The organism is Pontibacter sp. 13R65 (assembly GCF_047525655.1).
Lineage (GTDB): Bacteria > Bacteroidota > Bacteroidia > Cytophagales > Hymenobacteraceae > Pontibacter.
Genome location: NZ_JBLIQL010000004.1, coordinates 329,884 through 353,810, shown reverse-complemented (window position 1 = coordinate 353,810; position 23,927 = coordinate 329,884). Strand labels below are relative to the sequence as shown.

14 protein-coding genes are annotated in these 23,927 nt (G+C 46.4%); 9 read left to right on the top strand and 5 right to left on the bottom strand.

The window, feature by feature from the left end:
* The first annotated feature begins 148 nt into the window (after nucleotides 1-148).
* Entirely contained in the window at nucleotides 149-1,609 is a 1,461-nt protein-coding gene (locus ACMA1I_RS07455) for a hypothetical protein (protein ID WP_337067670.1), read from the top strand.
* 87 nt (nucleotides 1,610-1,696) lie between these two features.
* Here the strand turns inward: ACMA1I_RS07455 and ACMA1I_RS07450 are convergent, their stop codons facing one another.
* The 4 genes from ACMA1I_RS07450 to ACMA1I_RS07435 form a co-directional block, all read right to left on the bottom strand.
* Nucleotides 1,697-2,458: a DUF6503 family protein gene (locus ACMA1I_RS07450; RefSeq protein ID WP_337067669.1), complete on the bottom strand. Its 762-nt coding sequence runs from the start codon at nucleotides 2,456-2,458 to the stop codon at nucleotides 1,697-1,699.
* Nucleotides 2,459-2,693: 235 nt separating this feature from the next.
* Complete coding sequence (locus ACMA1I_RS07445; RefSeq protein WP_337067668.1) at nucleotides 2,694-3,359, bottom strand: YceI family protein; 666 nt, start codon at nucleotides 3,357-3,359, stop codon at nucleotides 2,694-2,696.
* A gap of 222 nt (nucleotides 3,360-3,581) precedes the next feature.
* Nucleotides 3,582-4,247, bottom strand: a complete 666-nt coding sequence (locus ACMA1I_RS07440) for a YceI family protein (RefSeq protein WP_337067667.1) — start codon at nucleotides 4,245-4,247, stop codon at nucleotides 3,582-3,584.
* 41 nt (nucleotides 4,248-4,288) lie between these two features.
* Nucleotides 4,289-4,738, bottom strand: coding sequence for a MarR family winged helix-turn-helix transcriptional regulator (locus tag ACMA1I_RS07435; protein ID WP_337067666.1), 450 nt, complete (start codon nucleotides 4,736-4,738; stop codon nucleotides 4,289-4,291).
* Between the two features lie 477 nt (nucleotides 4,739-5,215).
* On the opposite strand from ACMA1I_RS07435, the gene ACMA1I_RS07430 reads away from it, so the two are divergent.
* The 8 genes from ACMA1I_RS07430 to ACMA1I_RS07395 all read left to right on the top strand — a co-directional run bounded on the left by ACMA1I_RS07430 (nucleotide 5,216) and on the right by ACMA1I_RS07395 (nucleotide 22,123).
* On the top strand, nucleotides 5,216-6,463 hold the full coding sequence (locus ACMA1I_RS07430; protein ID WP_337067665.1) for an ROK family protein: 1,248 nt from the start codon (nucleotides 5,216-5,218) through the stop codon (nucleotides 6,461-6,463).
* 228 nt (nucleotides 6,464-6,691) lie between these two features.
* Entirely contained in the window at nucleotides 6,692-8,611 is a 1,920-nt protein-coding gene (nagB, locus tag ACMA1I_RS07425) for a glucosamine-6-phosphate deaminase (RefSeq protein WP_337067664.1), read from the top strand.
* Nucleotides 8,612-8,747: 136 nt separating this feature from the next.
* Nucleotides 8,748-9,623 carry an ROK family protein gene (locus ACMA1I_RS07420; protein ID WP_337067663.1) on the top strand — a complete coding sequence of 292 codons (876 nt, stop codon included), beginning with the start codon at nucleotides 8,748-8,750 and terminating at the stop codon, nucleotides 9,621-9,623.
* Nucleotide 9,624: 1 nt separating this feature from the next.
* Nucleotides 9,625-11,976 (top strand): family 20 glycosylhydrolase, encoded by a 2,352-nt coding sequence (locus ACMA1I_RS07415; RefSeq protein WP_337067662.1) that lies wholly within the window; start codon nucleotides 9,625-9,627, stop codon nucleotides 11,974-11,976.
* 151 nt (nucleotides 11,977-12,127) lie between these two features.
* A complete protein-coding gene (locus tag ACMA1I_RS07410; protein WP_337067661.1) occupies nucleotides 12,128-13,420 on the top strand; it encodes a sugar MFS transporter in 1,293 nt (430 codons plus the stop codon).
* Between the two features lie 87 nt (nucleotides 13,421-13,507).
* Nucleotides 13,508-16,165, top strand: a complete 2,658-nt coding sequence (locus tag ACMA1I_RS07405; protein WP_337067660.1) for a glycosyl hydrolase 2 galactose-binding domain-containing protein — start codon at nucleotides 13,508-13,510, stop codon at nucleotides 16,163-16,165.
* A 727-nt stretch (nucleotides 16,166-16,892) separates the two neighbouring features.
* Nucleotides 16,893-19,187 (top strand): family 20 glycosylhydrolase, encoded by a 2,295-nt coding sequence (locus tag ACMA1I_RS07400; RefSeq protein WP_337067659.1) that lies wholly within the window; start codon nucleotides 16,893-16,895, stop codon nucleotides 19,185-19,187.
* 635 nt (nucleotides 19,188-19,822) lie between these two features.
* Nucleotides 19,823-22,123: a GH92 family glycosyl hydrolase gene (locus ACMA1I_RS07395; RefSeq protein WP_337067658.1), complete on the top strand. Its 2,301-nt coding sequence runs from the start codon at nucleotides 19,823-19,825 to the stop codon at nucleotides 22,121-22,123.
* Nucleotides 22,124-22,874: 751 nt separating this feature from the next.
* Here ACMA1I_RS07395 and ACMA1I_RS07390 read toward each other — a convergent pair.
* A complete protein-coding gene (locus tag ACMA1I_RS07390) occupies nucleotides 22,875-23,909 on the bottom strand; it encodes a sialidase family protein (protein WP_337067657.1) in 1,035 nt (344 codons plus the stop codon).
* Between the last annotated feature and the right edge of the window lie 18 nt (nucleotides 23,910-23,927).

Below are 23,927 nucleotides of genomic sequence, written 5' to 3'. Positions count from 1 at the left end.
GAAGTCCTGGAGCTTGTGCCCTATGCCTTGGGTCTTAAAAAACACCGCCCGAAGTCCTGTTTTATTAGTATAATTTAAACAACAAATTTAGGTAAGGCCCTGGCTTATTACGTAGTATGCTTTAATAACCTGATTCTGCAGACCTAATATGATACGATTAACCCTGTTTCTGTACGCCTTCCTGACTTTAGCTCTTCCATCTCTGGCTCAGGAGCCTACCTTTACCTGGGGGACTGCCATAGACCGGGAACCACGGGAATTCGAGAACATGCATGTTGTGGGCATTAGCCAGGACAGTGGTTTCTATGCTATTTACACAGAAGAAGGAAAAGCTACCTTAGAGCGCTATAACTACGAAAATCAGCGCATGTGGGCAACAGCGCTCCTACCCCGATCAACTGATAACCAGGCTACTGTTTTTCAGGATGCGGTGGTGCTGCAGCACAAGGTCTTTATGATCTCGACACGGCAGCACAAAGGAACTACCACTGTGTTTGCGCAGGAAATTACGGCCAACGGCAATTACGTTCCCCAGGTACACTTGCTCCTGCAGGCAAAGCACGCCGGTAACCTGCTACTCACTACCTCGCGCCAACACAACCTCCTGCTGGCAACCTTGTACGACCCTGCTAAAAAAGTTATCACGGCTTCGCTGCTGTCCCAGGACCTGAAGCCCCAGTGGAGCAAAACATTTGCCACCGCCGCAAGCAGCCTACAGGCACACCTGCTCGACAATGGCACGGCCTATGTACTGGCAAAATCGCTTCCGGCCGCTCCCTCTACCAAAAGTTTTATGCTGTACCGGCTGCACCCCGACAGTGCAAAACCCACCGAAATAGAGCTTGGCCATGAGCAGCACCGCCTACAACAGGCCAGCCTTACCACCACAGCCGCACAAGATGTAGTAGTGGCAGGATATTATAGCTCCGGCACAGAGGCATCAGCTTCAGATCCGGTATTAACCGGTACATTTTATTATCGTTTTCAGAAAGATCAGACAAAGCAACAGGTAGCCACTTATGCTCCTTTCAACAAAGTAGAACTGGCAAAACACAACCGCTACCGGCAAGAGACAGATAGCACTAAATGGCTCCGTAGCCTAAAACTGCGACAGCTGGTGCCGGTGCCGCACGGCGATATAATTATATTAGGAGAAGTAACCTACTCCGAAGGCAGCAAAAACTCACAGGTACAGCACACAAATGATGTGCTGGCCGTAATGCTCGAAACAGATGGTACCCCCTACTACACCACCAGCATCTTTAAAAAACAGGCCAGCCCCGCCAATAACGAAGGCTTAGGCTCTTTTTTAGCCACCAATGCCGGCAACTACCTGCAACTGCTCTACATCGATTTTGAGTATAATTTTACTGACGACAACAAGCTTATTATAGCCGGCGAGAACTCCAATAACCGGGAGCCTGTGCTAATCACCGTCATGTCGAATGGCGAGCAGCAGGTAAAGCCCCTGCACCAAACTAAAACTGGCCGGGAGCAACAGCAGTTTTACCTCAGACCAACTTCGGCCTATCCCGTTTCAGAAAAAGAGTTTATTGTACTGGGCATTGGGTTGGGTTATTACAAATACGGGCGCATCAGGTTTAAATAAATAAACCAGCTTTAGGCAGCATATTCCGGAAAAGACCAATTCTCCTAATAAAAGAACCCTTCCGGAGGCTTTTCAGGCAGTTTGGCACTAAGGGTTAGGCAGGGAGTTTGTCTTTATTTCTGTGAGCGCGATTTCTGACTGCTGCTGCAGCCTTCCTAAATCGAAGGCTTGGTCGAGCCGCTCTATAGAAATGCGGTCGGTAGTAGAATAAGCAGTATAGTCCTGAAAACGGATGCCTCCGATCTTTCGAGGATTTTTAGCTTCCCAAAACTGCACAGCTCCGTCCTTTTCTGGTCTAAAACCTACATAATCGAGGGTGTGCTGCTGTTTATGGAACCAGCCTATAAGCTCCAGTTTCTCTCCGGCTATCTCTCGCTGGGCCGGCAAAGTAAACCTTACCTTATGATACTCCTGCCCTTTAAGCTCAAAGTTGCCCTCGTACTTCTGCTGCACAGAGGGGTTATTCAGGTTGTAAGGCAACAGCGCTAAAAATATTTCTCTCGACACAGCTGCGGCAAGCTCAATATTCAGTTCCGGGCTCAGTTTCTCTTCCTGCTCATTTATGGTGCGGCTAAAGCCACTGTTCTGTACTACATCGTGCACCCGCTGCCCATTAGCATCCTGAAAGGTGCGACTGTAAACAAACGCATCGTGGTGGCGCAACACCCGGTACAGCACCTCACCCGACCGGAAGGAAATGACACCGCCTTTATAATCAGCCTGCCCATGCACTCTTATAGTATTTTCTACCAGCTGCCGCACCTCCGGCTCCGTAGGATCGCAGGCACACAGCAACGACACCAGCAGCACGGCATACAGCCTATAAAAACGTTTGAAAAAAAAGAACATAGCGAACTACATGTTAAGGCAACAAAATGACAACTGTACGCTTATTAACCGCATTCGCCACCAAATTGTTATGGATAAAGCGGCTACCATGCAATTATTCTAATAAAAAATGGCTTCCGGAGGTAAAACTGTTTTGCTTCGGGCATTACCTGCCTTGGCCTGATCGCACAAAAGCAAATCGCCCCGGCTCTTTTGCGGAGCAGGGGCGATTGCAGAAAGTAGTGTAGTTTAAAGACTACTGCTTGGCAGCAATGTTCAGCGACAAGGTAAAGTTGTCGTCTATGGCTTTGTCTCCGAGGCTATCGAAGAAGCTGGTAGAGCCGTAACGGATATCATATTTCGCACGGTTAACCACTACATCTGCCTTGGCAGAGGCTGCACCATTTTTCACAGTAATTACAGCTGGGAATTCAATTGGGTTGGTAATACCTTTAATAGTAAGGTTACCTTTTACGGTATAGTTTGGCTTGCCGGCAGCCGCATTTTTCACAGGCGTCAGGCTGGTGATTTTAAAGGTTGATGTCGGGAATTTATCAACACTAAAAAAATCGTCGTTTTTAAGGTGGCCGATCAGTTTACCATTATACTCTGCGTCGGCAATATCAGTACAGGTAATGGAGTTCATGTCTATTACGAAATTACCTCCGGTTGGCTTGTTGCCATCTACCAGTATCTGTCCTTCTTTGAGTTTGATGTTACCCATGTGCTCGCCAGTTACTTTTTTGGCGTGCCATTTCACTTCGCTTTTACCTGCTTCTACTTTGTAAGAAACGGCTTTAGCGGGGGCTGCTACCTCAGAGGTTGTGTTGGCAGCTGGAGTGGTAGTAATAGTAGTGTTGCCTGTAAATGCAGAGAACATGAACATGGCTGCAAATGACGCTAAAATGGCTGTCTTTTTCATTTTCTGATTGATTGCTGACTCTATTGTCAGTGATTGTTAAATTTTACACTGCAAATATATGTATATACATTTAATGTACAAACATAATTAATGATTTTATTTTTGGCCTGGAAAAAAATCTTCTACCGCCAGCGGTGCACATGGGTAGCACCACTGGTTTATAAAAAAACCCTGGCTCTATAAGAGAGCCAGGGCTACTAAAAATCGAAAACAGGTTACTAATTATTTGCTTGCTGTCAGATCCAGCGATACAGTAAACTCATCAGAAATGGCTTTATCGCCAAGGTTATCGAAGAAGCTGTTAGAGCCGTAACGAACATCGTATTTAGCACGGTCTACTTTCACATCGGCTTTCGCTTTAGCAACACCATTTTCTACTGTAATAGTGGCCGGGAAAGAAACTGGGTTAGTTTTTTCTTTCACGGTAAGGTCGCCTTCTACGTTGTAGTTAGGCTGGCCAGCAGCTGCATTGGCGATTGGCGTAAGGCTTTTGATTTTGAAGGTCGCAGTTGGATATTTCTCCACGCCAAAGAAATCGTCAGACTTCAGGTGCCCTACCAGCTTGCCATTGTTCTCCGCATCTTCAATGTCGGTGTTTTGGATAGAGGCCATGTCGATAACAAACTCACCACCTGTTATCCGGTCATCAGCTACTAAAAGCTCACCGTCTTTAATGTCAATAGTCCCGAAGTGCTCACCAGCTACTTTGGTACCGTGCCACTTGGCTTCGCTTTGGTCAGCTACTACTTTATAAGCTTCGCCTTCGCCTGTGGCAGCAGTTGTTTCGCTGGTAACTGTTTCAGTATCTGCTGTGGTATTAGCAGTTTCGTTACAGGCAGCAAGCGCCAGTACGGCAGCAAATGAAGCTAAAATTGCGGTCTTTTTCATTGGATTTGGTTTTAATTGACTATTATGTTGGGTTGTTTAGGTTACTCTCGTATTTTATCTAATAGGCGGTTAAGCTCCTGCGCTTCCGTCTCCGACAGGTTGTTTATGCCTGTTCGCCCGCTTCCTGCGCACTCGTCCATTTTCTGAAGCAAGGCAAGGGCTTTTTCAGTGATCAGCACATCCACTGTTCTGCGGTCTTCGGGGCACTGCTTTCTGGTAACCAGTTCTTTTGCCTCCAGCCTGTCCACAATTCGCGATGCGTTAGATGTTTTATCCATCATGCGCTCTATGAGCAGGCTAATGGTGGCTGGCTTAGGGTACTGCCCACGCAAAATGCGCAGGATGTTGAACTGCGGCAATGTGAGCCCAAATGGCTTAAACAAAGCCGCCTGCTCTACCTGCAGCCGTGAAGAAGTATACAGCAGGTTAATGTAGGCCTTCTGGTACTCATTTCTGAACTGCTCCTGTTTTATCTCTTCCTCTATTCTCACTCTTTATATTGTCGAATGCGTTGCAAATATATGTATATACATTTAATGTACAAACAAAAGAAGCGGAAAGTTTCAAAGATGGGTATAATAATCTAATAAGCTGTCTTAAGAGCAAAGATTAGACCAGCCAGATTACCGCTAAATTAAGCTATATATAATATTAACAGCAATACAGCAGCACGCTTCTAAAGCAACCATTAAGTTTTAAGAAAAAACTTAATGGCCATTGCCAATTCCAGGAACTGGTACCGGCTGCAGCTTCTCATCAGGTCTGGCAGACAGCTATTTACTGGTATCTGCCATAAACACTTTGAATAAACCTAAATTTCCTCCATAAAATTATAAAATAAAAATAACAACCTTGTTGTTAAAGCACTATTTAGGCTATTCACAAATAGTTTTGTAAAATTTTTACAAAAGTTCTTTTCATTTACATTTTTTTTTATTTATTTAAGGTATCCTTAACAATAGCGCAGCATGAATTCATTAATAGCCCTGGAAGATAGCCACCTCGACAGGCTCAATAACATTGAGCGCAAGAAGCATCTACAGAAGCTTAAGATCATAAAGTACTTGTATGTTAAAGGAGCTAAAACCAATGCCGACATTTGCACCCGCTTTAAAATAAGCTCCCCTACCAGCATGGCCTTGCTAGGTGAGCTTATTGGTGAGGGCTTGATAGAGAAACAAGGCAGAGGTAAGTCTGTGGGCGGCCGTAAGCCAGAGCTATATGGCCTGCGCGACAACTCGTTGTTTGTGATGAGCATCCATATGGATCGCTTTAAAACCCGCATTGCCATTTTCGATAATAACAACAATGCTATAACAGGAGTAAAAACTTATCCAATAGAAATAACCAAAGACCTCCGTGTCTTAGAAGAGCTGTATCAGTACGCAGACCAACTCTTACTTTCATCCGGAATAGACAAAAATAAACTAGTCGGTATCGGGTTTAGCATGCCGGGTTTGGTAGCTTCGAAAGAAGGCAACAACAACACCTATCTGCTTACTTCGCAAACAGCAGATTCGCTACAGCAAATACTGGAACGTCAATTCGAAAAGCCAGTCTATCTTCAGAACGACGTTAAAAGCGCCACCCTGGCAGAGTATCATTTTGGGCTAGCCAACGGCAGAAGAGATGTGTTGGTACTTTCCATGGATTGGGGAATTGGTATGGGCATAATGCTGGATGGCAAATTGCGCAGCGGCACATCTGGGTTTGCAGGTGAGTTTGGACACATCCCCTTAATAGACGAAGGAGCGCTCTGCCATTGCGGAAAGCGGGGTTGCCTGGAAACCGTGGCCTCAGGCATTGCGCTGGTAAAAAAGACCAGAGAAGGCATACAAGCAGGACAAAACTCTTTGTTGAACAAATTATCTGAAGAGGAACTAGAGCACCTTGAACCGCAGCACGTAATTGATGCCGCCAACAACGGCGATCAGTTTGCCATCAACATACTCTCGGAGGTAGGCATGAACCTTGGCAAAGGCATTGCCATTCTCATTCAGTTATTTAACCCGGAGCTAATCATTCTTGGAGGAAAGATAGCGGAAGCAAAACAGTTTATTACTACCCCGATACAGCACTCCATTAATGCCTATTGCATGTCGCAGCTGCGCGAAAAGGTAACCATAGCTGTATCGGAGCTAGGAAAAGACGCAGCAATAATGGGCTCTGTGGCTACGGTAATGGAGAATGTTTTTGAGGGACACCTGGAGTCATAAGGCTGCAAGAAAGCTGCTTGAAAAAGCAAGTAGCTACACTAAATGAGAAGATGTAGCTTAGAACCCTAATCAGAAAAACAAGGAAATGCCTCCGGAAGGCCTTTTTCATTAGCATAATTACTCGTTTCGCCTGGCAAGCGGCAAGCTTCTTTTGCACTTAGCTGGTAGTACATACAGTAGACATACCTAAAGCCAAATGTTTATCATTGAATAATATAAGTATTTAAAATGGCACGATTAAATTTATTAGAGGAGACTCGCTTTGAAAAAGTACCGGTAACGGTATATGAGAATCAACAGATTGCCTCTAAAGCGGTGGCACAGCGCATTGCCTCGCTTATTCGTCAGAAACAAACCAAGGGAGAACTGGCAGTACTGGGCCTGGCTACCGGAGTTACGCCACTAAAGGTGTATGCAGAGCTAGTTAGGCTGCACCGCGAGGAAGGCCTGAGCTTTAAAAATGTGGTTACCTTTAACCTGGACGAATACTATCCGATGCAGGCTACCGCACAGCAAAGCTACGTGACCTTTATGTACGAGAACCTGTTCAACCACATCGACATTTCGCGGGCCAACATCCATATTCCGGACGGCACCCTGCCTCAGGAAGAATTGCACGCTTACTGCCTGGTGTATGAGCGAAAGATAGAACAACTCGGAGGTTTAGACTTGCAAATCTTAGGCATAGGCCGAACCGGGCACATCGGCTTTAACGAGCCAGGCTCCGCACCTAACTCCGGCACAAGGTTGGTAACCTTGAATGATCTCACACGCCGAGATGCCTCCCGTGACTTTGGCGGTAAAGAAAATGTGCCTACCAAGGCCATTACCATGGGCATCGGCACCATTTTTAAGGCCCGGGAAATTATTTTGATGGCCTGGAATGGGAAGAAAGCCCCCATCATTAAAAAAGCGGTAGAAGGCGAAATTTCCAGCGAAGTACCTGCTACTTACCTGCAGCTCTCCGAAAACGTTGAGTTTGTACTAGATAAAGATGCAGCCTCTGAACTGACTCGCTTTAATACGCCGTGGCTTGTTAAGGATTGCGAATGGGACGAACAGCTAATTAAGAAAGCAGTAATCTGGTTATCGAACACGGTGAAAAGGCCTATTCTGAAACTCACCGACGAAGACTATAACAACCATGGCATGGCCCAACTGGCCACTGAAAAAGGACCTGCCTACAACATTAACATCGACGTATTTAATAAGCTGCAGCGTACCATTACAGGCTGGCCTGGCGGCAAGCCCGGATCAGACAACCAGCAACGTCCGGAACGCGCCCAGCCTGAGAAAAAACGTGTTATCATATTCTCTCCCCACCCCGACGATGATGTAATCTCAATGGGTGGCACTTTTATCAGGTTGGCCGACCAGGGGCACGATGTACATGTAGCTTACCAAACCTCCGGCAACACCGCCGTTTGGGACGACGATGTACTGCGCTACATGGAATTTGCCATCGATTTTAACGAAAGCATAGGCAAAGACAGTAGCCATTTACAAAAGATCTACGGCGATATGCGCAGCTTTATAGAAACAAAGCAGCCTAACCAGGTCGACACCCAGGAGATACGGAATGTAAAAGGCTTTATCCGTAAAACCGAAGCGATAGCAGGTGCACGTTATGCCGGCCTGGCCGACGACCATATTCACTTTATGGCGCTCCCCTTCTACGAAACAGGCAAAACACAAAAGAACACCGTTACGGATGAAGATGTGGAACTGACCATGGAGCTTTTGCAGAAGGTACAACCGCACCAAATATTTGCTGCCGGCGACTTTGCCGATCCGCACGGAACACACATAGTTTGCTTCAATATTATTTTAGAAGCCATGAACAGGTTGCGCCAGACCGAGAAATGGACAAACGACTGCTGGCTCTGGATGTACCGTGGCGCCTGGCACGAATTTGAAACACATGAAATAGAAATGGCCGTGCCACTTTCGCCACAGGAGGTGGAAAGAAAACGAAATGCGATCTTTAAGCACCAATCCCAGAAAGATACACCTGTTTTTCCTGGAGAAGATGCCCGGGAGTTCTGGATGAGGGCCGAAGACCGGAACAGAGAAACAGCCGCCATGTACGATAATTTAGGTCTGGCAAATTACGAAGCCATGGAGGCTTTTGTACGGTGGAAGTTCTAACACTTCGGCAGCTTCCGCTTATTTAAAAGGCCATAGGTAAGAAGGCACTTGCAGAAACAAGTAGCGATACCGAATTAACACTATTATTTATTATTCCTCTGCCACTTCTAAACTCATGGCACGGAGGCAAAATTTTATGGGAAAGCAAAAACTTATTGGGATAGACATTGGAGGCACCAAAATGCATATTGGTGTGGTTCAGGACGAGTGCATACTGGATGAAATACGGCTCGAAACATCTGCGCATGCTCCCAAAGAGCAGATATTGGCTGAATTGGCAGAAAACATAGAAAAGCTGTTAGATCAGGATGTGGCAAGTATTGGCATAGGTGTACCAGGCTTAGTTGATGAGCCGAATGGCATTGTGCTAAATGTTCAGAACATACCATCTTGGAGAGAAGTGCACCTAAAGCAATTCCTGGAAAGCAGGCTGGGAAAGCCTGTTTTTATTACGAACGATGCTAATTCTTTTGTACTCGGGGAGAAAATTTACGGGAAAGCAAAAGAGTTTAGTAACGTAGTCGGCATTACACTCGGGACCGGCTTTGGGGCAGGCATTATTCTCAATAACAGACTCTACACGGGAACCCTCTCCAGCGCCGGGGAGTTTGGCGGCATACCTTACCTCGACCAAACGATAGAAGACTACTGCAGCGGCAAGTTCTTCATGAAACAGTACGGTATACCGGGCCACAAAATGCAAGTTCTCGCCAGAAACGGAGATACCAAAGCACTCGAAGCTTTTGCCCAATTTGGCAGACATTTAGGCGATGCCATAAAGATTATTTTGTATGCCATTTCGCCTGAGGCTATCTTTTTAGGAGGTTCGGCAAGTAGCGGTTACCTCTATTATAAGGAGGCCATGCATGCCAGCATAGAGCAGTTTCCATTTAAATCTATAACAGACCGGCTTGTGGTAGCGCCTTCTTCTTTAAAAAATGTAGCCATCCTAGGAGCTGCAGCTCTCTGCCACATGAGACAAAAAAACAGATCCGAACTTCAAAATGTATAGCATGTCAATCAGAAAAGCTTTCGCATCGCTGGCCACCATTTTAAGTGTTGCACATTTTTTTAGTAGCGCTGTACCGGCTACATACGCTCAGCAAAGCAGTGCCAGGCAGCAAACAATATCCGTTATTCCTAAACCAGTGAAGCTTACACAGCAAAACGGGAATTTTGTGGTTAAAAGCACCACCAAAATTTATGTTGATCCTAAAAACGATCAGCTAAAGGCTATTGGTTTGGCGTTGGCAGAGGAGTTTAAAAAAGTGTCGGCCATTGCGCCGGAGGTGCTGCAGAAAAAACCGGACGAAAAGAGCGAGAACTATATTTACCTGACACTTACCCAGCCTATAGATACCTTAGGTCAGGAAGGTTATAGCCTAAAGGTACAGCCGTCGCAGGTGGTTTTGGTGGCTAATACCCCACAAGGGGTATTTCTGGGAACGCAAACTATACGACAGCTCATGCCCACCATGGGAGCTGCTACCATGGTGAGCCTACCAGCCGTGGAAATTGCAGACAAGCCACGATATTCCTGGCGCGGCATGCACCTCGATGTGACGCGTCATTTCTTCCCCATGGAGTTCGTTAAAAAATACATCGACTACCTGGCGATGCACAAGATGAACACCTTCCACTGGCACCTGACCGATGACCAGGGCTGGCGCATCGAGATCAAAAAGTATCCGAAGCTAACGGAAGTTGGTGGCTGGCGCGATGGCACCTTGATAGGCCACTACAGCGACCAACCACACCAGTTCGATAACAAGCGCTACGGCGGCTTCTACACCCAGGAGCAAATAAAAGAAGTAGTAAAATATGCCCAGGACCGCTATATAACTGTTGTTCCTGAAATAGAAATGCCGGGCCACGCAGTAGCTGCGCTTACTGCTTACCCTGAGCTTTCGTGCACAGGCGGGCCATTTAAAGTAGAGCAGCTGTGGGGTGTATTCGACGATGTGTTTTGTGCCGGCAACGAGCAAACATTTCATTTTCTGGAAGATGTACTGACAGAGGTAATCGCTTTGTTCCCAAGCAAGATCATTCATATAGGCGGCGATGAGTCACCGAAAGTGCGCTGGGAAGAATGCCCTAAATGCCAGAAACGCATCGCCGATGAAAACCTGAAGGACGAGCACGAGCTGCAGAGTTACTTTGTGCAACGCATGGAGAAATTCCTGAACTCAAAAGGAAGAACCATTATAGGCTGGGACGAAATTTTGGAGGGTGGGCTAGCACCAAATGCTTACGTTATGTCGTGGCGAGGTACCGAAGGCGGTATAGCAGCAGCTAAGCAAAAGCATTATGTAGTCATGACACCCGGCTCACATGTTTACTTCGATCATTACCAAGGCGAAGCCAGTTTAGAGCCGGTATCTATAGGCGGATATACTCCCCTCCGAAAAGTATATGCATTTGAACCCACTCCTGCAGACCTTTCAGAAAGCGAGAAGAAATACATACTCGGAGCCCAGGCCAACCTCTGGACTGAATACATTCCTACCACAGATCATGTGGAGTATATGGTGCTACCACGTATGTCAGCGCTTTCTGAAGTATTATGGACACCTGCCAAGCAGAAAAACTGGGACGATTTTACAGTAAGGATGCAGCAGCAGTACAAGCGCTACGATGCCATGGGCGCTAACTACGCCAAAAGCTCCTTCAACGTAAGGCAGAAAATAACGACGGATACTACCCAACAAGCTGCTATTGTTAGCTTCCAAACAGATGTTGCTAGTCCGCAAATATTTTACACCTTAGATGGCTCTGAGCCAACACCTAAATCGCAGCCTTACACAGCGCCTTTCCCGCTCAAAACTTCTGCTGTGGTAAAAGCGGCTACCTTTGCCGATGGCAAGGTAGCGGGCAAAGTAAGTACCTCCACCTTTGAGGTGCACAAGGCTTTTGCCAAACCGGTAAAGCTAAAGAACCAGCCATACCAGGCCTACCAGGGAGAAGGACCAGTAACACTGGTAAACGGACTATCCGGCTCTAAAAGCCATACCGATGGCCAATGGCTCGGATTCTTAGGCTCCGATCTCGAAGTAGTGATAGACCTGCAGAAAGAGATGCCCATTACGAGCATCAGCAGCTCTTACCTACAATACGATTTCGATAAAATATTTTTACCAACTACCATCACCTATGAGATTTCCAGAAACGGAAAGAAGTACAAGAAGCTCAAAACAATAACTACGGGTGCAGACACTGAACAAAAAGGATCTTTTATAAAAGAATACACGGCAGACGCGCCTAAAACAAAAGCTAGATTTGTGAAAGTAACTGCCAAAAACGCGCAGGCACCAGACACTGAAACTCCAAGCACCTGGCTGTTTATTGATGAAATTGTAGTGAAGTAAAAGCAATTTCCTGCAGGAGAAAATCATGATTATTTTCTCCTGCAGGAAACTGAAAAATGTATCATAAAGTCGTTTCTCATACCTGTTATGGTTGAGAAAGAACACTTCCCTATTGTATGCAAATTAATTGCTGACTTAAGAAAATTAAATTATGTTAAAAAGAGCTCCATCTGCACAAGACAAGTCACCAGAAACGACTACCTCTACTACTCAAATCCGGTCGATTATTATTATCGGCGCACTTTTCTTCATATTTGGTTTTGTCACCTGGCTCAACTCTGTTTTAATTCCCTACCTCAAAATTGCGTGCGAATTAAACAACTTTGAGTCTTATATGGTGGCCTTCGCCTTTTACATTTCTTACTTAGTTATGGCCATTCCCTCAGCCTGGGTACTTAAAGTTACAGGCTTTAAAAAGGGCATGTCGGCAGGTTTGGTGGTAATGGCAATAGGCGCGTTGGTGTTTTTACCTGCCGCCATGACGCGGACCTACAGCTTATTTTTGCTGGGTCTGTTTATACAAGGCACTGGCCTTGCTGTTTTGCAAACAGCTGCTAACCCATACATTACCATTCTGGGGCCGCGGGAAAGTGCCGCCCGGCGCATCAGCATTATGGGTATCTGCAACAAAATAGCCGGAGCACTTGCCCCTATCATTTTAGGAGCCATTGCCTTAAAAGATGCTGATGCCCTGGTAGACCGACTGGCTCATATGGACTTGGCTCAGAAAGCAATGGAACTGAACGCACTTGCTGAACGCGTTATTACACCTTATATCATTATGACAGCTGTGCTGGTACTATTGGCTGTGCTAATTTACCTTTCTTCGCTACCCGAAATCGATACCGACCACGAAGATGAAACTGTGGCGGCAGCGAATACCAGCAAAACCAGCATTCTCCAGTTTCCTCAGTTAATGTTGGGTGCTTTGGCTATGTTCCTATATGTAGGTGTGGAAGTAATGGCAGGCGATACAATCATAAGCTATGGTGCCTCTCAAGGCATTGCCTTGTCTACGGCTAAGTTCTTTACCTCGCTTACACTTGGAGCCATGATTGTGGGTTACCTTATCGGCATTGTTACTATCCCGAAGTACATAACACAAGAAAGAGCTTTGCAGATATCGGCAATCACAGGTGCACTATTTGGTTTGGGAGCCATTTTTACCACTGGCTACACCTCTGTTCTTTTTATCTCACTACTGGGCTTGGCTAACTCACTTGTTTTTCCTGCCATCTGGCCACTTGCCATTGCGGGCTTGGGCAGGTTTACCAAAATCGGTTCTTCCTTCCTGATCATGGCCATTGCAGGCGGTGCTGTTTTACCACTTATCTATGGCTACCTGGCAGATGAATTTAACCCGCAACAGGCTTACTGGCTTGTAATACCCTGCTACTTATTTTTATGGTTTTACGGAAGTGTAGGACATAAAATAAGAAGATAGAGGCGAAGGTCCTGTTTACGGGTATGCCTCTTTTACCGTCTGCTCACCTAAATGAAGTAACAAAGCTTTTGTCAAACTTTTTACCTTATGAAGTTTAAACTTTCCATTCTTTTTGTCTTTCTTTTTTCTATAGCCGGTCCTGTAGCCGCTCAAAATACTTATGAGCTTAATACAGACTGGAAGTGTATGCCAAAAACAAAAGTGACTGTAAACGGGCAGAGCCTCTCACAACCTTCACATAATTTAGCTGGCTGGCAACCTGCCGTTGTTCCGGGTACTGTGTTAACCACCCAACTGGAAAACAAGGAAATTCCAGACCCGTTTTACGGGATGAACAATAAGCGCATTCCGGACATTTACCACACGGGCAGAGACTACTACACCTATTGGTTCGTGAAAGATTTTAAAGAAGCAACTCCTTCTGATGATGAGCAGGTGTGGCTGCACTTAAGGGGCGTAAACTACAGCTGCGAGGTATTTCTGAACGGGCAGAAGCTAAACGATAAAACGCATTACGGCATGTTTCTGCGGCAAACCTACAACGTTACGCCTCACCTGTCCAAAGATGGCAATAACAGGCTCGCCGTAATTGTTTACCCGCCCGACCCGGTTGGCAACCCCAATGGCGGACAAGCCGGCGATGGCACCATAGCCAAAAATGTTTCGCACCAGTATGTGGCTGGCTGGGATTGGATTCAGCCTATCCGTGACCGCAACACTGGTATTTGGGACAAGGTGACTATCGAAAAAACAAAACAGGTTAACCTGAAGAACCCGCACGTTATTACTCTGGTGCCCGGCGTTCGAAAACCAGAAGGGCCGCAACAACCTGCCACCATCAAAGTATCTGCCGAATTAGAAAATCCTACTTCAAAAACAGTAAGCGGTACACTCCAATATACGCTGGACGGGCAAACAGTATCGCAGAAAGTGAGTATACCGGCACGCTCTACACAACAGATCAGCTTAAAAGATTTAACCTTACAAAACCCGAAGCTATGGTGGCCAAACGGCTACGGACCGCAAAACCTGTATCAACTGAAGCTACAGTTCCTGGTGAAAGGCAAAACGATATCGGATGAGGAAACGGTGCAGGTAGGTGTTAGAGAAATTCAAACTGAATGGAACGACAAAACCCAAAGCAAGCAGGTAAAGGTTAACGGGCAAAAGGTATTTATAAAAGGCGGCAACTGGATTATATCGGATGCCATGCTCCGCTTTACAGATGCCCGTTACGATGCCGAAATTCGCTACCACCGCGACATGAACCTGAACCTGATCCGGATTTGGGGAGGTGCTCTGGTGGAGCGCCCGGAGTTTTACCTTGCCTGCGATAAGTATGGTTTGCTCGTGATTCAGGACTTCTGGATGTCGGGCGATGCCAACGGCCGCTGGATCGATCCACTAAAGTTGGAGGACCAGTGGACACGCCGCCAGTACCCGGACGATCATCAACTGTTTATAAAATCTGCGGCCGACCAGGTAAAAATGGTTCGTAATTTTGCCTCGCTGGCCATGTGGTGCGGCGGCAACGAAATTACACCTCCCAAAGATATTCTCACAGCTTTAGAAGATTCTATCCTGCCAAGCCTCGACGGAACCCGTTGGTTTATCCCCTACTCCAACTCCGACAGCATGTCTTACAATACGTTGGGCGGCAACGGCGACGGGCCTTATACTATACAACCTATTGATAAATTCTGGGCCTTTAAAACTTATCCTTTTAACTCTGAGGTGGGTTCAGTAGGTGTGGGCGACTACGAATCTCTGGTGCGTTTCATTCCAAAAGAGAACCTGGTGGCACCGCAATTCCTGGGTGCTGACAAAAAACCTTCTGAGAAAGTGGATTCTGTTTGGGAATACCACACCTACACCGGCGTTGGCTACGAACACCACATACTCCCCTATGGTGCGCCCAAAGATGTAAAAGACTTTGCCACCAAAGCACAGTTAGTAAACTACGACCAGTACAGAGCCCTGATGGAAGGCTTCAGCTCGCACATGTGGGACTGGTACACCGGCACCATCATCTGGAAAACGCAAAACCCCTGGACTGCCATGCGCGGGCAGATGTACGATTACTACCTCGACCCGAATGCCTGCCTCTACGGATTGCGTACTGGAGGTGAACCGCTTCATGTGATGTACGACCCCGTAGACAGTATGGTGATGATGGTGAACAACACCTTTGAGATGAAACGGGACATGATGCTGGTGGTAAACGCTTACGACATGGCAGGTAAAAAAACATCGATGGGCCAGGTAATTTCCGAGATCAATCCCTCTATGGCCAAGAAATACATACCTGTAAATGCTGCCATCAAAAAACTGGCTCAAGACAAAGGTATGTTCCTGTCGTTGCAGCTGCTGGACCTGAACAAGCAGGTGATTAGCGATAACTTTTACTGGCTACCAGATGCCAAAGGAGAATATAGCGGCTTAAAGGAAATGCCCAAAGCAACTATAAAGTTGGAGGCGCAGCAAACTGCAAAAGGCAAAATAGAGGTAACCGTTACCAACCCAGCCACCAACACAGTAGCCTTCTTCAACAGGCTTGCTCTTGTCGATGCTAAAACGCAGCAGCGCCTACTGCCCGTGTTCTACAGCGACAATTACATTTCAGTAGTTCCAGGCGAAAAGAAAGTGATCACTATGGAATACACACCTGCCGCCGATGGCTCCCTACCAGCCGTTACCATAGAAGGCTGGAACGTGGAGAAACAGGTGATCAGTACGAAGCAGTAATTCTTGGGAGACACAGGACTTTGGACACAGGACGCATGACTTTTCTTTTATGATTGATTGCTAGGTTATTAGTTGTTGATTTCTAACTGTTGATTGCTAAAAGGTTTAGTTGTTTAATGGTTGTTTTAGTAGATTTAGAATGGAAGATTAAGAAAAAGGTGTCTTAACCCTTAGATCACTTAACCTCAAAAAGTCTCCGGAAGACAAAAATCATTAGAATAATTACACCGAAAGAAAGGAAAGCTAATATCAAACAATGTATTGCTGCAAGTAGCTACAGAGCGAACACCTTTGCCAGGTGCACCCGTTGACGATTTTTTGTTTGAGCGTTCAGCGAGTTCAAAATCGTCTTGATTTTTTTGGTTCTTTTTGTATCAAGACAAAAAGAACAAGAAAGCAGGCAATGAAACAGCTACAGTCTCAAAAAAGCAAGAAAAGCAGCTATGCGAACTTAAACAACAAAAAATATTGCTTTCGGATCTCGCCCACAAGATTCTTTCAGGATGACAAAGTTGGGAAAGTTGAAGAATTGGGTAAAAGCTAAAGAAACTAGATTGAGATTGGCCTGAGACATAAGTGGAAATTCTTAATTTACCCTTCACTCTCAAATTAACCATTAAACAATAAAACCATCACTAACCAGCAATTATTCTAATAAAAATACCCTTCCAAAGCATATTAGACTTGAAAAGAGTCAAGGCTTTGGTTAACCAAAACAAACTCCTTTATGAAAAGCCTTTATTGCCTGCTCCTGCTGTTTGCCTGTAGTTTTGCTGCCGTTGCACAGCAACAAGCACCAACAGCCCAACATGCACTTATCCCCTATCCTGAATCGCTGGTTCCGCAGGCGGGAAGCTTTATGATTACAGGCAGCACAAAATTAGCCTTACCAAAAGAAGCTGGCCTATTTCAGAAAGAAGCGGGGCAGTTGCAGGAGCTGCTAAGCAATGGACTTGGCAAAAAATTAACAACCACAAAAAAGGCAAGCAACAACAGCATTTTGCTGCAGTACGACAAAACTATTACAGCGCCGGAAGGCTACCATTTAACGGTAACACCAGCACAAGTTACACTAGCCGCCAAAGAACCTGCAGGCATGTTCCGGGCCATCCAGACGCTGCGGCAATTGCTGCCAAGTACTATCGAAAAAAAGCAGCAGCAACAGCTTGTGCTACCTGCTTTACAAATAAAAGATCAGCCGGCATTTGACTGGCGCGGCATGCATTTAGATGTTTCCCGCCATTTCTTTTCTACCGATTACCTGCGGAAATATATCGACCTGCTGGCGCTCTACAAGTTCAATAAGCTTCACCTACACCTGACCGATGACCAGGGCTGGCGCATTGAAATCAAAAAATACCCGAAGCTGACAGAGGAAGGTGCCTGGCGCACGTTCAACAACCACGATTCTGTTGTGATTGCCAAATCGAAAGAGAACCCCGATTTTGCCTTGGAGGAGAAGCACCTGGTGCAGCGCAATGGCAAAATCATGTATGGTGGCTTTTACACGCAGGCAGAGATGAAGGAGATCATCAGCTACGCTGCTTCTAAACACATCGAAATTATTCCGGAAATAGATATGCCGGGCCACATGATGGCTGCCATAAATGCCTATCCGTTTCTGGCTTGCGATGAAAAAACAGGTTGGGGCAAAGATTTTTCTATTCCCGTTTGCCCGTGCAACGAGAGCACCTTTACGTTTGCAGAAGCTGTACTTACTGAAATAGCTGATCTGTTCCCAAGCCAGTACCTGCACATAGGAGCCGATGAAGTTGAAAAAACAACCTGGACACAATCGGCAGCTTGCAAAGAGCTGATGCAGAAAGAAGGTTTAAAAGATGTAAATGAATTGCAGAGTTATTTTGTGCACCGCATCGAAAAATTTCTGCAGTCGAAAAACAAAAAGCTCATTGGCTGGGACGAAATGCTGGATGGCGGCGTAAATCCTTCGGCAGTAGTAATGTACTGGCGCAGTTGGGAAGCAGATGCCCCACTCAAAGCCGCTAAAAACGGCAACCAAATCATCATGACACCAGTGAACACACTTTACTTCGATGCCTTGCCAGACAAAAACTCACTCGCAAAGGTTTATGATTTTCAGGTAATTCCAGATGGTTTAAACACAGCAGAAGCAAAACTGGTGCTTGGAGCCCAGGCCAATATCTGGACCGAATATATCCCATCCGAAAACAGGGCCGAGTACATGTATATGCCCCGCATGACAGCGCTGGCCGAAGTAGTCTGGACCAACAAAAAAGACTACCTCGGTTACCAGGCCAGGCTAAAGGAGCATTACAAACGATTAGCCGCGCTGGATGTACACTACCGCGTGCCAGACCTGACTGGTTTTTCAGAAGAAAGTGTGTTTGTAGACCAGGCAACGTTGCAGGTAGAAAAGCCACTCGATAACCTTACTATCCGCTACACCACCGATGGCAGCTTACCAGGCAACACTTCTCCAGTGCTCGACAAGCCACTCCCGATTACGCAGACAGCCACTATCAAACTCGCAGCCTTTACGCCGGAAGGTTTAAAAGGAGATACTTACACTGTCAATTACAAAAAGCAAAACTATGCCGCACCAGCTAAAGCCACTGCCACAAAAGCTGGTTTACAGGCCACCTATGTAGCTGGCTCCTTTAAATCGGCCGACGATATATCCAAGACAGCAGGCAACAAGAATACGGTTACGGTAAAAACAGTGCAGGTGCCACCACAGGCAAAAGCTGATAAATTTGGCGTGCAGTTCCGCGGCTACCTAGATATACCGGAAACAGGCATCTACACCTTCTACCTGACCTGTGACGATGGCGGCATCTTACGCATAGCAGACCGCATGGTCGTAGACAACGACGGCCTGCACTCCGCCATAGAAAAAAGCGGACAAGTGGCGCTCACAAAAGGCTTGCAACCCATCGCCTTAGACTTTATAGAAGGAGGCGGCGGTTACACCCTAAAACTTACCTACAGCAAAGACGGCAGTACTCCACAGGAACTACCAGAAAGCTGGCTAAAACACTAGAGGCGCAGCAACTGGCTTAGGAGGTTTAAAACTCCTAAAAGGCCTCTGGATGACCAAATTCATCAGTAGAGATAATGAGCCGCGCCAAATTAAAAATTAGAAATTTAAAATTATGATTGACTTGTTGTAAGAACAAACTACGAAAAAGCCTTGATCCTTTAACTGTGAAAAAGCCTCCAAAAGGCTAAAATCATTGAAATAATTTCACCGAAAGTTTACTCAAAAAAATGTATTGCGGCAGGAGGCAATGAAGAGAGCACAAATGCCAGGTGCACCCACTGACGATTTTTTGTTTGAGCGTTCAGCGAGTTCAAAATCGTCTTGATTTTTTGGTTCTTTTTGTAGCAAGACAAAAAGAACAAGTAAGCAGGCAATGAAACAGCTACAGTCTCAATAAAGCAAGAAAAGCAGCTATGCGAACTTAAACAACAAAAAATATTGCTTAAAGGATCTCGCCCACAAGATCCTTTAAGGATGACAGAGTGGAGAAGATTACATACTGGAAAAACAGGAGAGGAAAAAAGGCTGAGTGAATAGTTGAGTAAAAAGCCTCTGGAAGACCATTTTCATTAGAATAATTTGATTCATAAAGACAACGCAACGGCATCAGCCATTAAGAAATAACATCATTCTTCATGAAGAAAAACATACCATCCTATATTAAAACTGTGGCACTCGTAGCACTGGCAGCCAGCATGATTTCAGCCTGCAAAAGCCTGAAAGAAGATGCTGCCGATACTTCTGCTGTCAGCCTAACCCAATACGTCGACCCCTATATCGGCACCGGTTTTCATGGCCACGTGTTTATGGGAGCCAACGTGCCGTTTGGGGCGGTACAACTGGGGCCAACCAACATGTCGGAAGGTTGGGACTGGAGTTCCGGCTACCATTACTCCGACTCCACCATCGTGGGTTTTGCACACACGCACTTAAGCGGCACCGGCATCGGCGACTTAGGCGACATTTCGGTTATGCCAACCACAGGTACACTGAAGCTGATAAAGGGACCACTGAAAAACCCGGAACTAGGGTACTACTCACTCTTCTCGCACGAGCAAGAAACAGCCGTTCCGGGTTACTATGCGGTGCAGCTGCAGCGCTACGACATAAAAGCCGAACTGACAGCTTCCGAACGGGTTGGCTTCCATCAGTATACTTTTCCTGCCTCAGATACTTCGCATATCATTTTTGATCTGGAGGAAGGCATTGGCTGGGATCAGGCCACCGACACGTTTATAGAACAAGTAAACGACAGCACATTGGCAGGCTACCGCCACTCCAAAGGCTGGGCACCCGATCAGCGCTTGTATTTTGCTGCTGTTTTCTCCAAGCCGATGAAAAACTTCGCCAGCTACCAGGTCACCGATACGTTGGGTACTGCAGTGGCTGCCTCCAAAGGAAACAAGATAAAAGGCGTGGTTAGCTTTTCAACAAAGGCAGGTGAACAGTTAAAGCTGAAGGTTGGCCTTTCGCCGGTGAGTTCAGAAAATGCTTTAAAGAATATTAGAGCAGAAATTCCGCATTGGGACTTCGGTAAAGTAGCAGCAGCAGCCGATGTCGCCTGGAACCAGGAACTGCAGAAGGTGCGCATCCAAACAAAAGACGAAGCGCAGCTGAAAACCTTCTACACCGCCCTCTACCACACCATGATCGCTCCTTCCATTTTCAACGATCATAACGGCGATTACCGGGGAACCGACAAAAAAGTGTATACCGATGCCCCCTTCACCAACCTCACCACCTTCTCGCTCTGGGATACCTACCGGGCGGCTCACCCGCTGTTTACCCTGCTGCAGCCAGACCGCGTTAACGACATGATCAGTTCGATGCTGGCCATTTACCAACAGCAAGGCAAACTGCCTGTGTGGCACCTGATGGGCAACGAAACCAACACCATGGTAGGCTACAGTGCCGTGCCAGTGGTGGTAGATGCCTACTTGAAAGGTTTCACCGGGTTCGATGCGGAGTTGGCCTACGAGGCCATTAAAACCACCGCCATGCGCGACGATTTCGGGCTGAAGCACGTGAAGGAGCTTGGTTTTATACCGGCCGATAGCGAAGTAGAAACCGTAGCAAAAGGGCTGGAATACGCCATTGACGATTGGTGCATTGCCCAGATGGCTAAAAAAATGGGCAAAAAAGAAGACTACAACTACTTCAGCAAGCGCGCTAAAAACTACGAGAACTACTTCGATAAGCAGACGCGTTTTATGCGTGGCAGGATCTCGAAAACAGAGTGGCGCACACCTTTCAATCCGTTTGTATCGCGCCACATGAAAGACGATTTTACCGAAGGGAATGCTTGGCAATATACCTGGCTGGTTCCGCAGGATGTGGAAGGGCTGGTAACTTTACTCGGCGGAGAAGCACCGTTTATTCAAAAGCTTGATTCTTTGTTTGTAGCTGAAGGCGACATGGGAGAAGAAGCCTCTAACGACATCACCGGCCTTATCGGGCAGTACGCCCACGGCAACGAACCCAGTCACCACATCACCTACCTCTACGCCTACGTAGGCCAGCCCTGGAAAACAGCGGAGAAAGTAAGGTTTATTCTGGATAACTTCTACACCGCTAAACCAGATGGCATTATTGGCAATGAAGATGTAGGCCAGATGTCGGCCTGGTATATTTTTTCCACGCTGGGTTTTTACCCGTTAAACCCTGCCAACGGTGCCTATGTATTCGGCAGTCCTGCCATAGACCAGGCCACGTTAACACTGGCAAACGGAAAAGCCCTTACCATTGAAGCGAAGAACAACAGCTCTGAGAACAAGTATATTCAAAGCATTTCTTTCAACGGCAAACCGTACAGCAAATCCTACATCCTGCACCAGGACTTGGTGCAGGGCGGCAGCTTAGTTTTTGAAATGGGCAGCAAGCCTAGCACCACATGGGGTGTGGCAAAAGGAGATAGGCCAGCTTCAGTTGTAAAGTAATTTTCTATTTGAATGGAGAAGGCTCCTTTGCTGTTATGGCGGAGGAGCCTTTTGTTTTTATAGCTTTTTGGTATCGTAACTTTAAAGTTTACAGCCTTTTTCTTCCACCACTCCAACTAATCTTCTTGAAACTCCTCCAACTTATTTTTCAATTTACCGCTAAGTTGTTTTCACCTTGTCATCCTGAAAGGATCTTGTGGGCGAGAACCGTTAGCTGCTGTTTACCTCTTCATCAGGCTGAAGCTATTGCATTGCTGGAGTCTTTGTTCTTTTTGTCTTGATACAAAAAGAACCAAAAAAATCAAGAAAACAGAAACTCGCTGACCGCTCAGACAGTCTGTTTTCAATTGGTGCACCTGGTTAAAGCTGTTGCACCGTTGTTGACTGCCGCAAAACATTTTTTTAGGTTATCTTTCGGTGAAATTATTCTAATGATTTTGGCCTTCCAGAGCCATTTTAAGCTTTTTACTTAAGGGTTAACAGAATTCTTTTCTCGCTAGTGCGAGCTTGTAGCTCGTACTTTCATTCTTATGATTAATGAATATGAGCAAGATCAGACTGTCAGGATTAAAAGTAGTACGAGTTACAAGCTCTTACCAGCAATATATAAGATCTGCTCCCACTAAATTATTCTAATGAAAAAGCCCTTCCAGAGCTTTTATTGGTTCCAGAAGGGCTAGGGTTTTCTGGCATCTAGTGCCGGATGCACTGGTTATATAAACTAAACTATCCAAAAAACGAAAAAAATATCTTACGGCCGAAACACAACATGTTTGATGTTGCGCCGGTTGTAGGTGTAGGTAATGTGCACGAGGCCGTCGCTGGTTTGAAGAACGGCGGGGTAACTGTATTCTTCCTTGTCACCGTTTTCGAGTACCGCTACATCTTTCCAGGTTCTGCCGTTAGCGGAGGTGGCAACGTAGAGCTTTCCGCGGCCGTTAAACCAGTCATTGCCGGGCACATCCGGGTTGTAAACGATTACCTGCGTGCCATCTATTAGCGTTACGGCATCCGTACCTGAATTAGGATTAAGTAAAGGCGTTTTGAAGAGTGGCCCCCAGGTGTTACCTGCATCTGCCGACCAGGCCTGCATCACACTGCCATGCTTGCTGCGGCACAAGAGCTGCAGGCGGTTACCCGGGTGGAACAAAACACTTGGCTGAATCACCTCCACACCGGAGCTGGTATCGACCGGAATATGTTGCCAGGTCATGCCGCCGTCAGTCGATTTTTCAATATGAGCTTTCCAGCGCTCTGTGCTTTCTTCTATGCTCGAAGGGGATATAATAGAACCATCTGCAAGCTGTACCGGCTTGTTTTTGATCGGACCCAGTATGCCATCCGGCAACCTTCTGGCCTCCGACCAGGTTAGCCCTTCGTTCTCTGATGTTTTTACCATGCCCCACCACTCTCTGGGGTTAGGCCCGACTTTGTAAAAAAGAAACAGTGTTCCTTCACGCGACTTAAACAGCACCGGGTTCCAGGTCGGGTAACGCAGCGTATCATTTATAATGCCATTGGCTACAGCTACAGGTGAAGAAACTCCCGATTGATCGAGCGTACTCAGCCAGATATCCACATCGTTTCTACCTTCTGCCGATCCGCCAAAACACGATAACAACAGCTTCCCTCCTGTTACCTCCACTATAGTAGAGGCATGGCATTGCTTAAAGGGTGCGTCTTCAAAAACAAGCTCCTCCTTTACCTTTGTCCAGGCAGTTTGTGCATGTGCGGCACCAGCCAGGTTCAGCAACAGCAAGAGCAGGATAGCAGAATATCGATTCAAATGAAATTCAATTTAAAT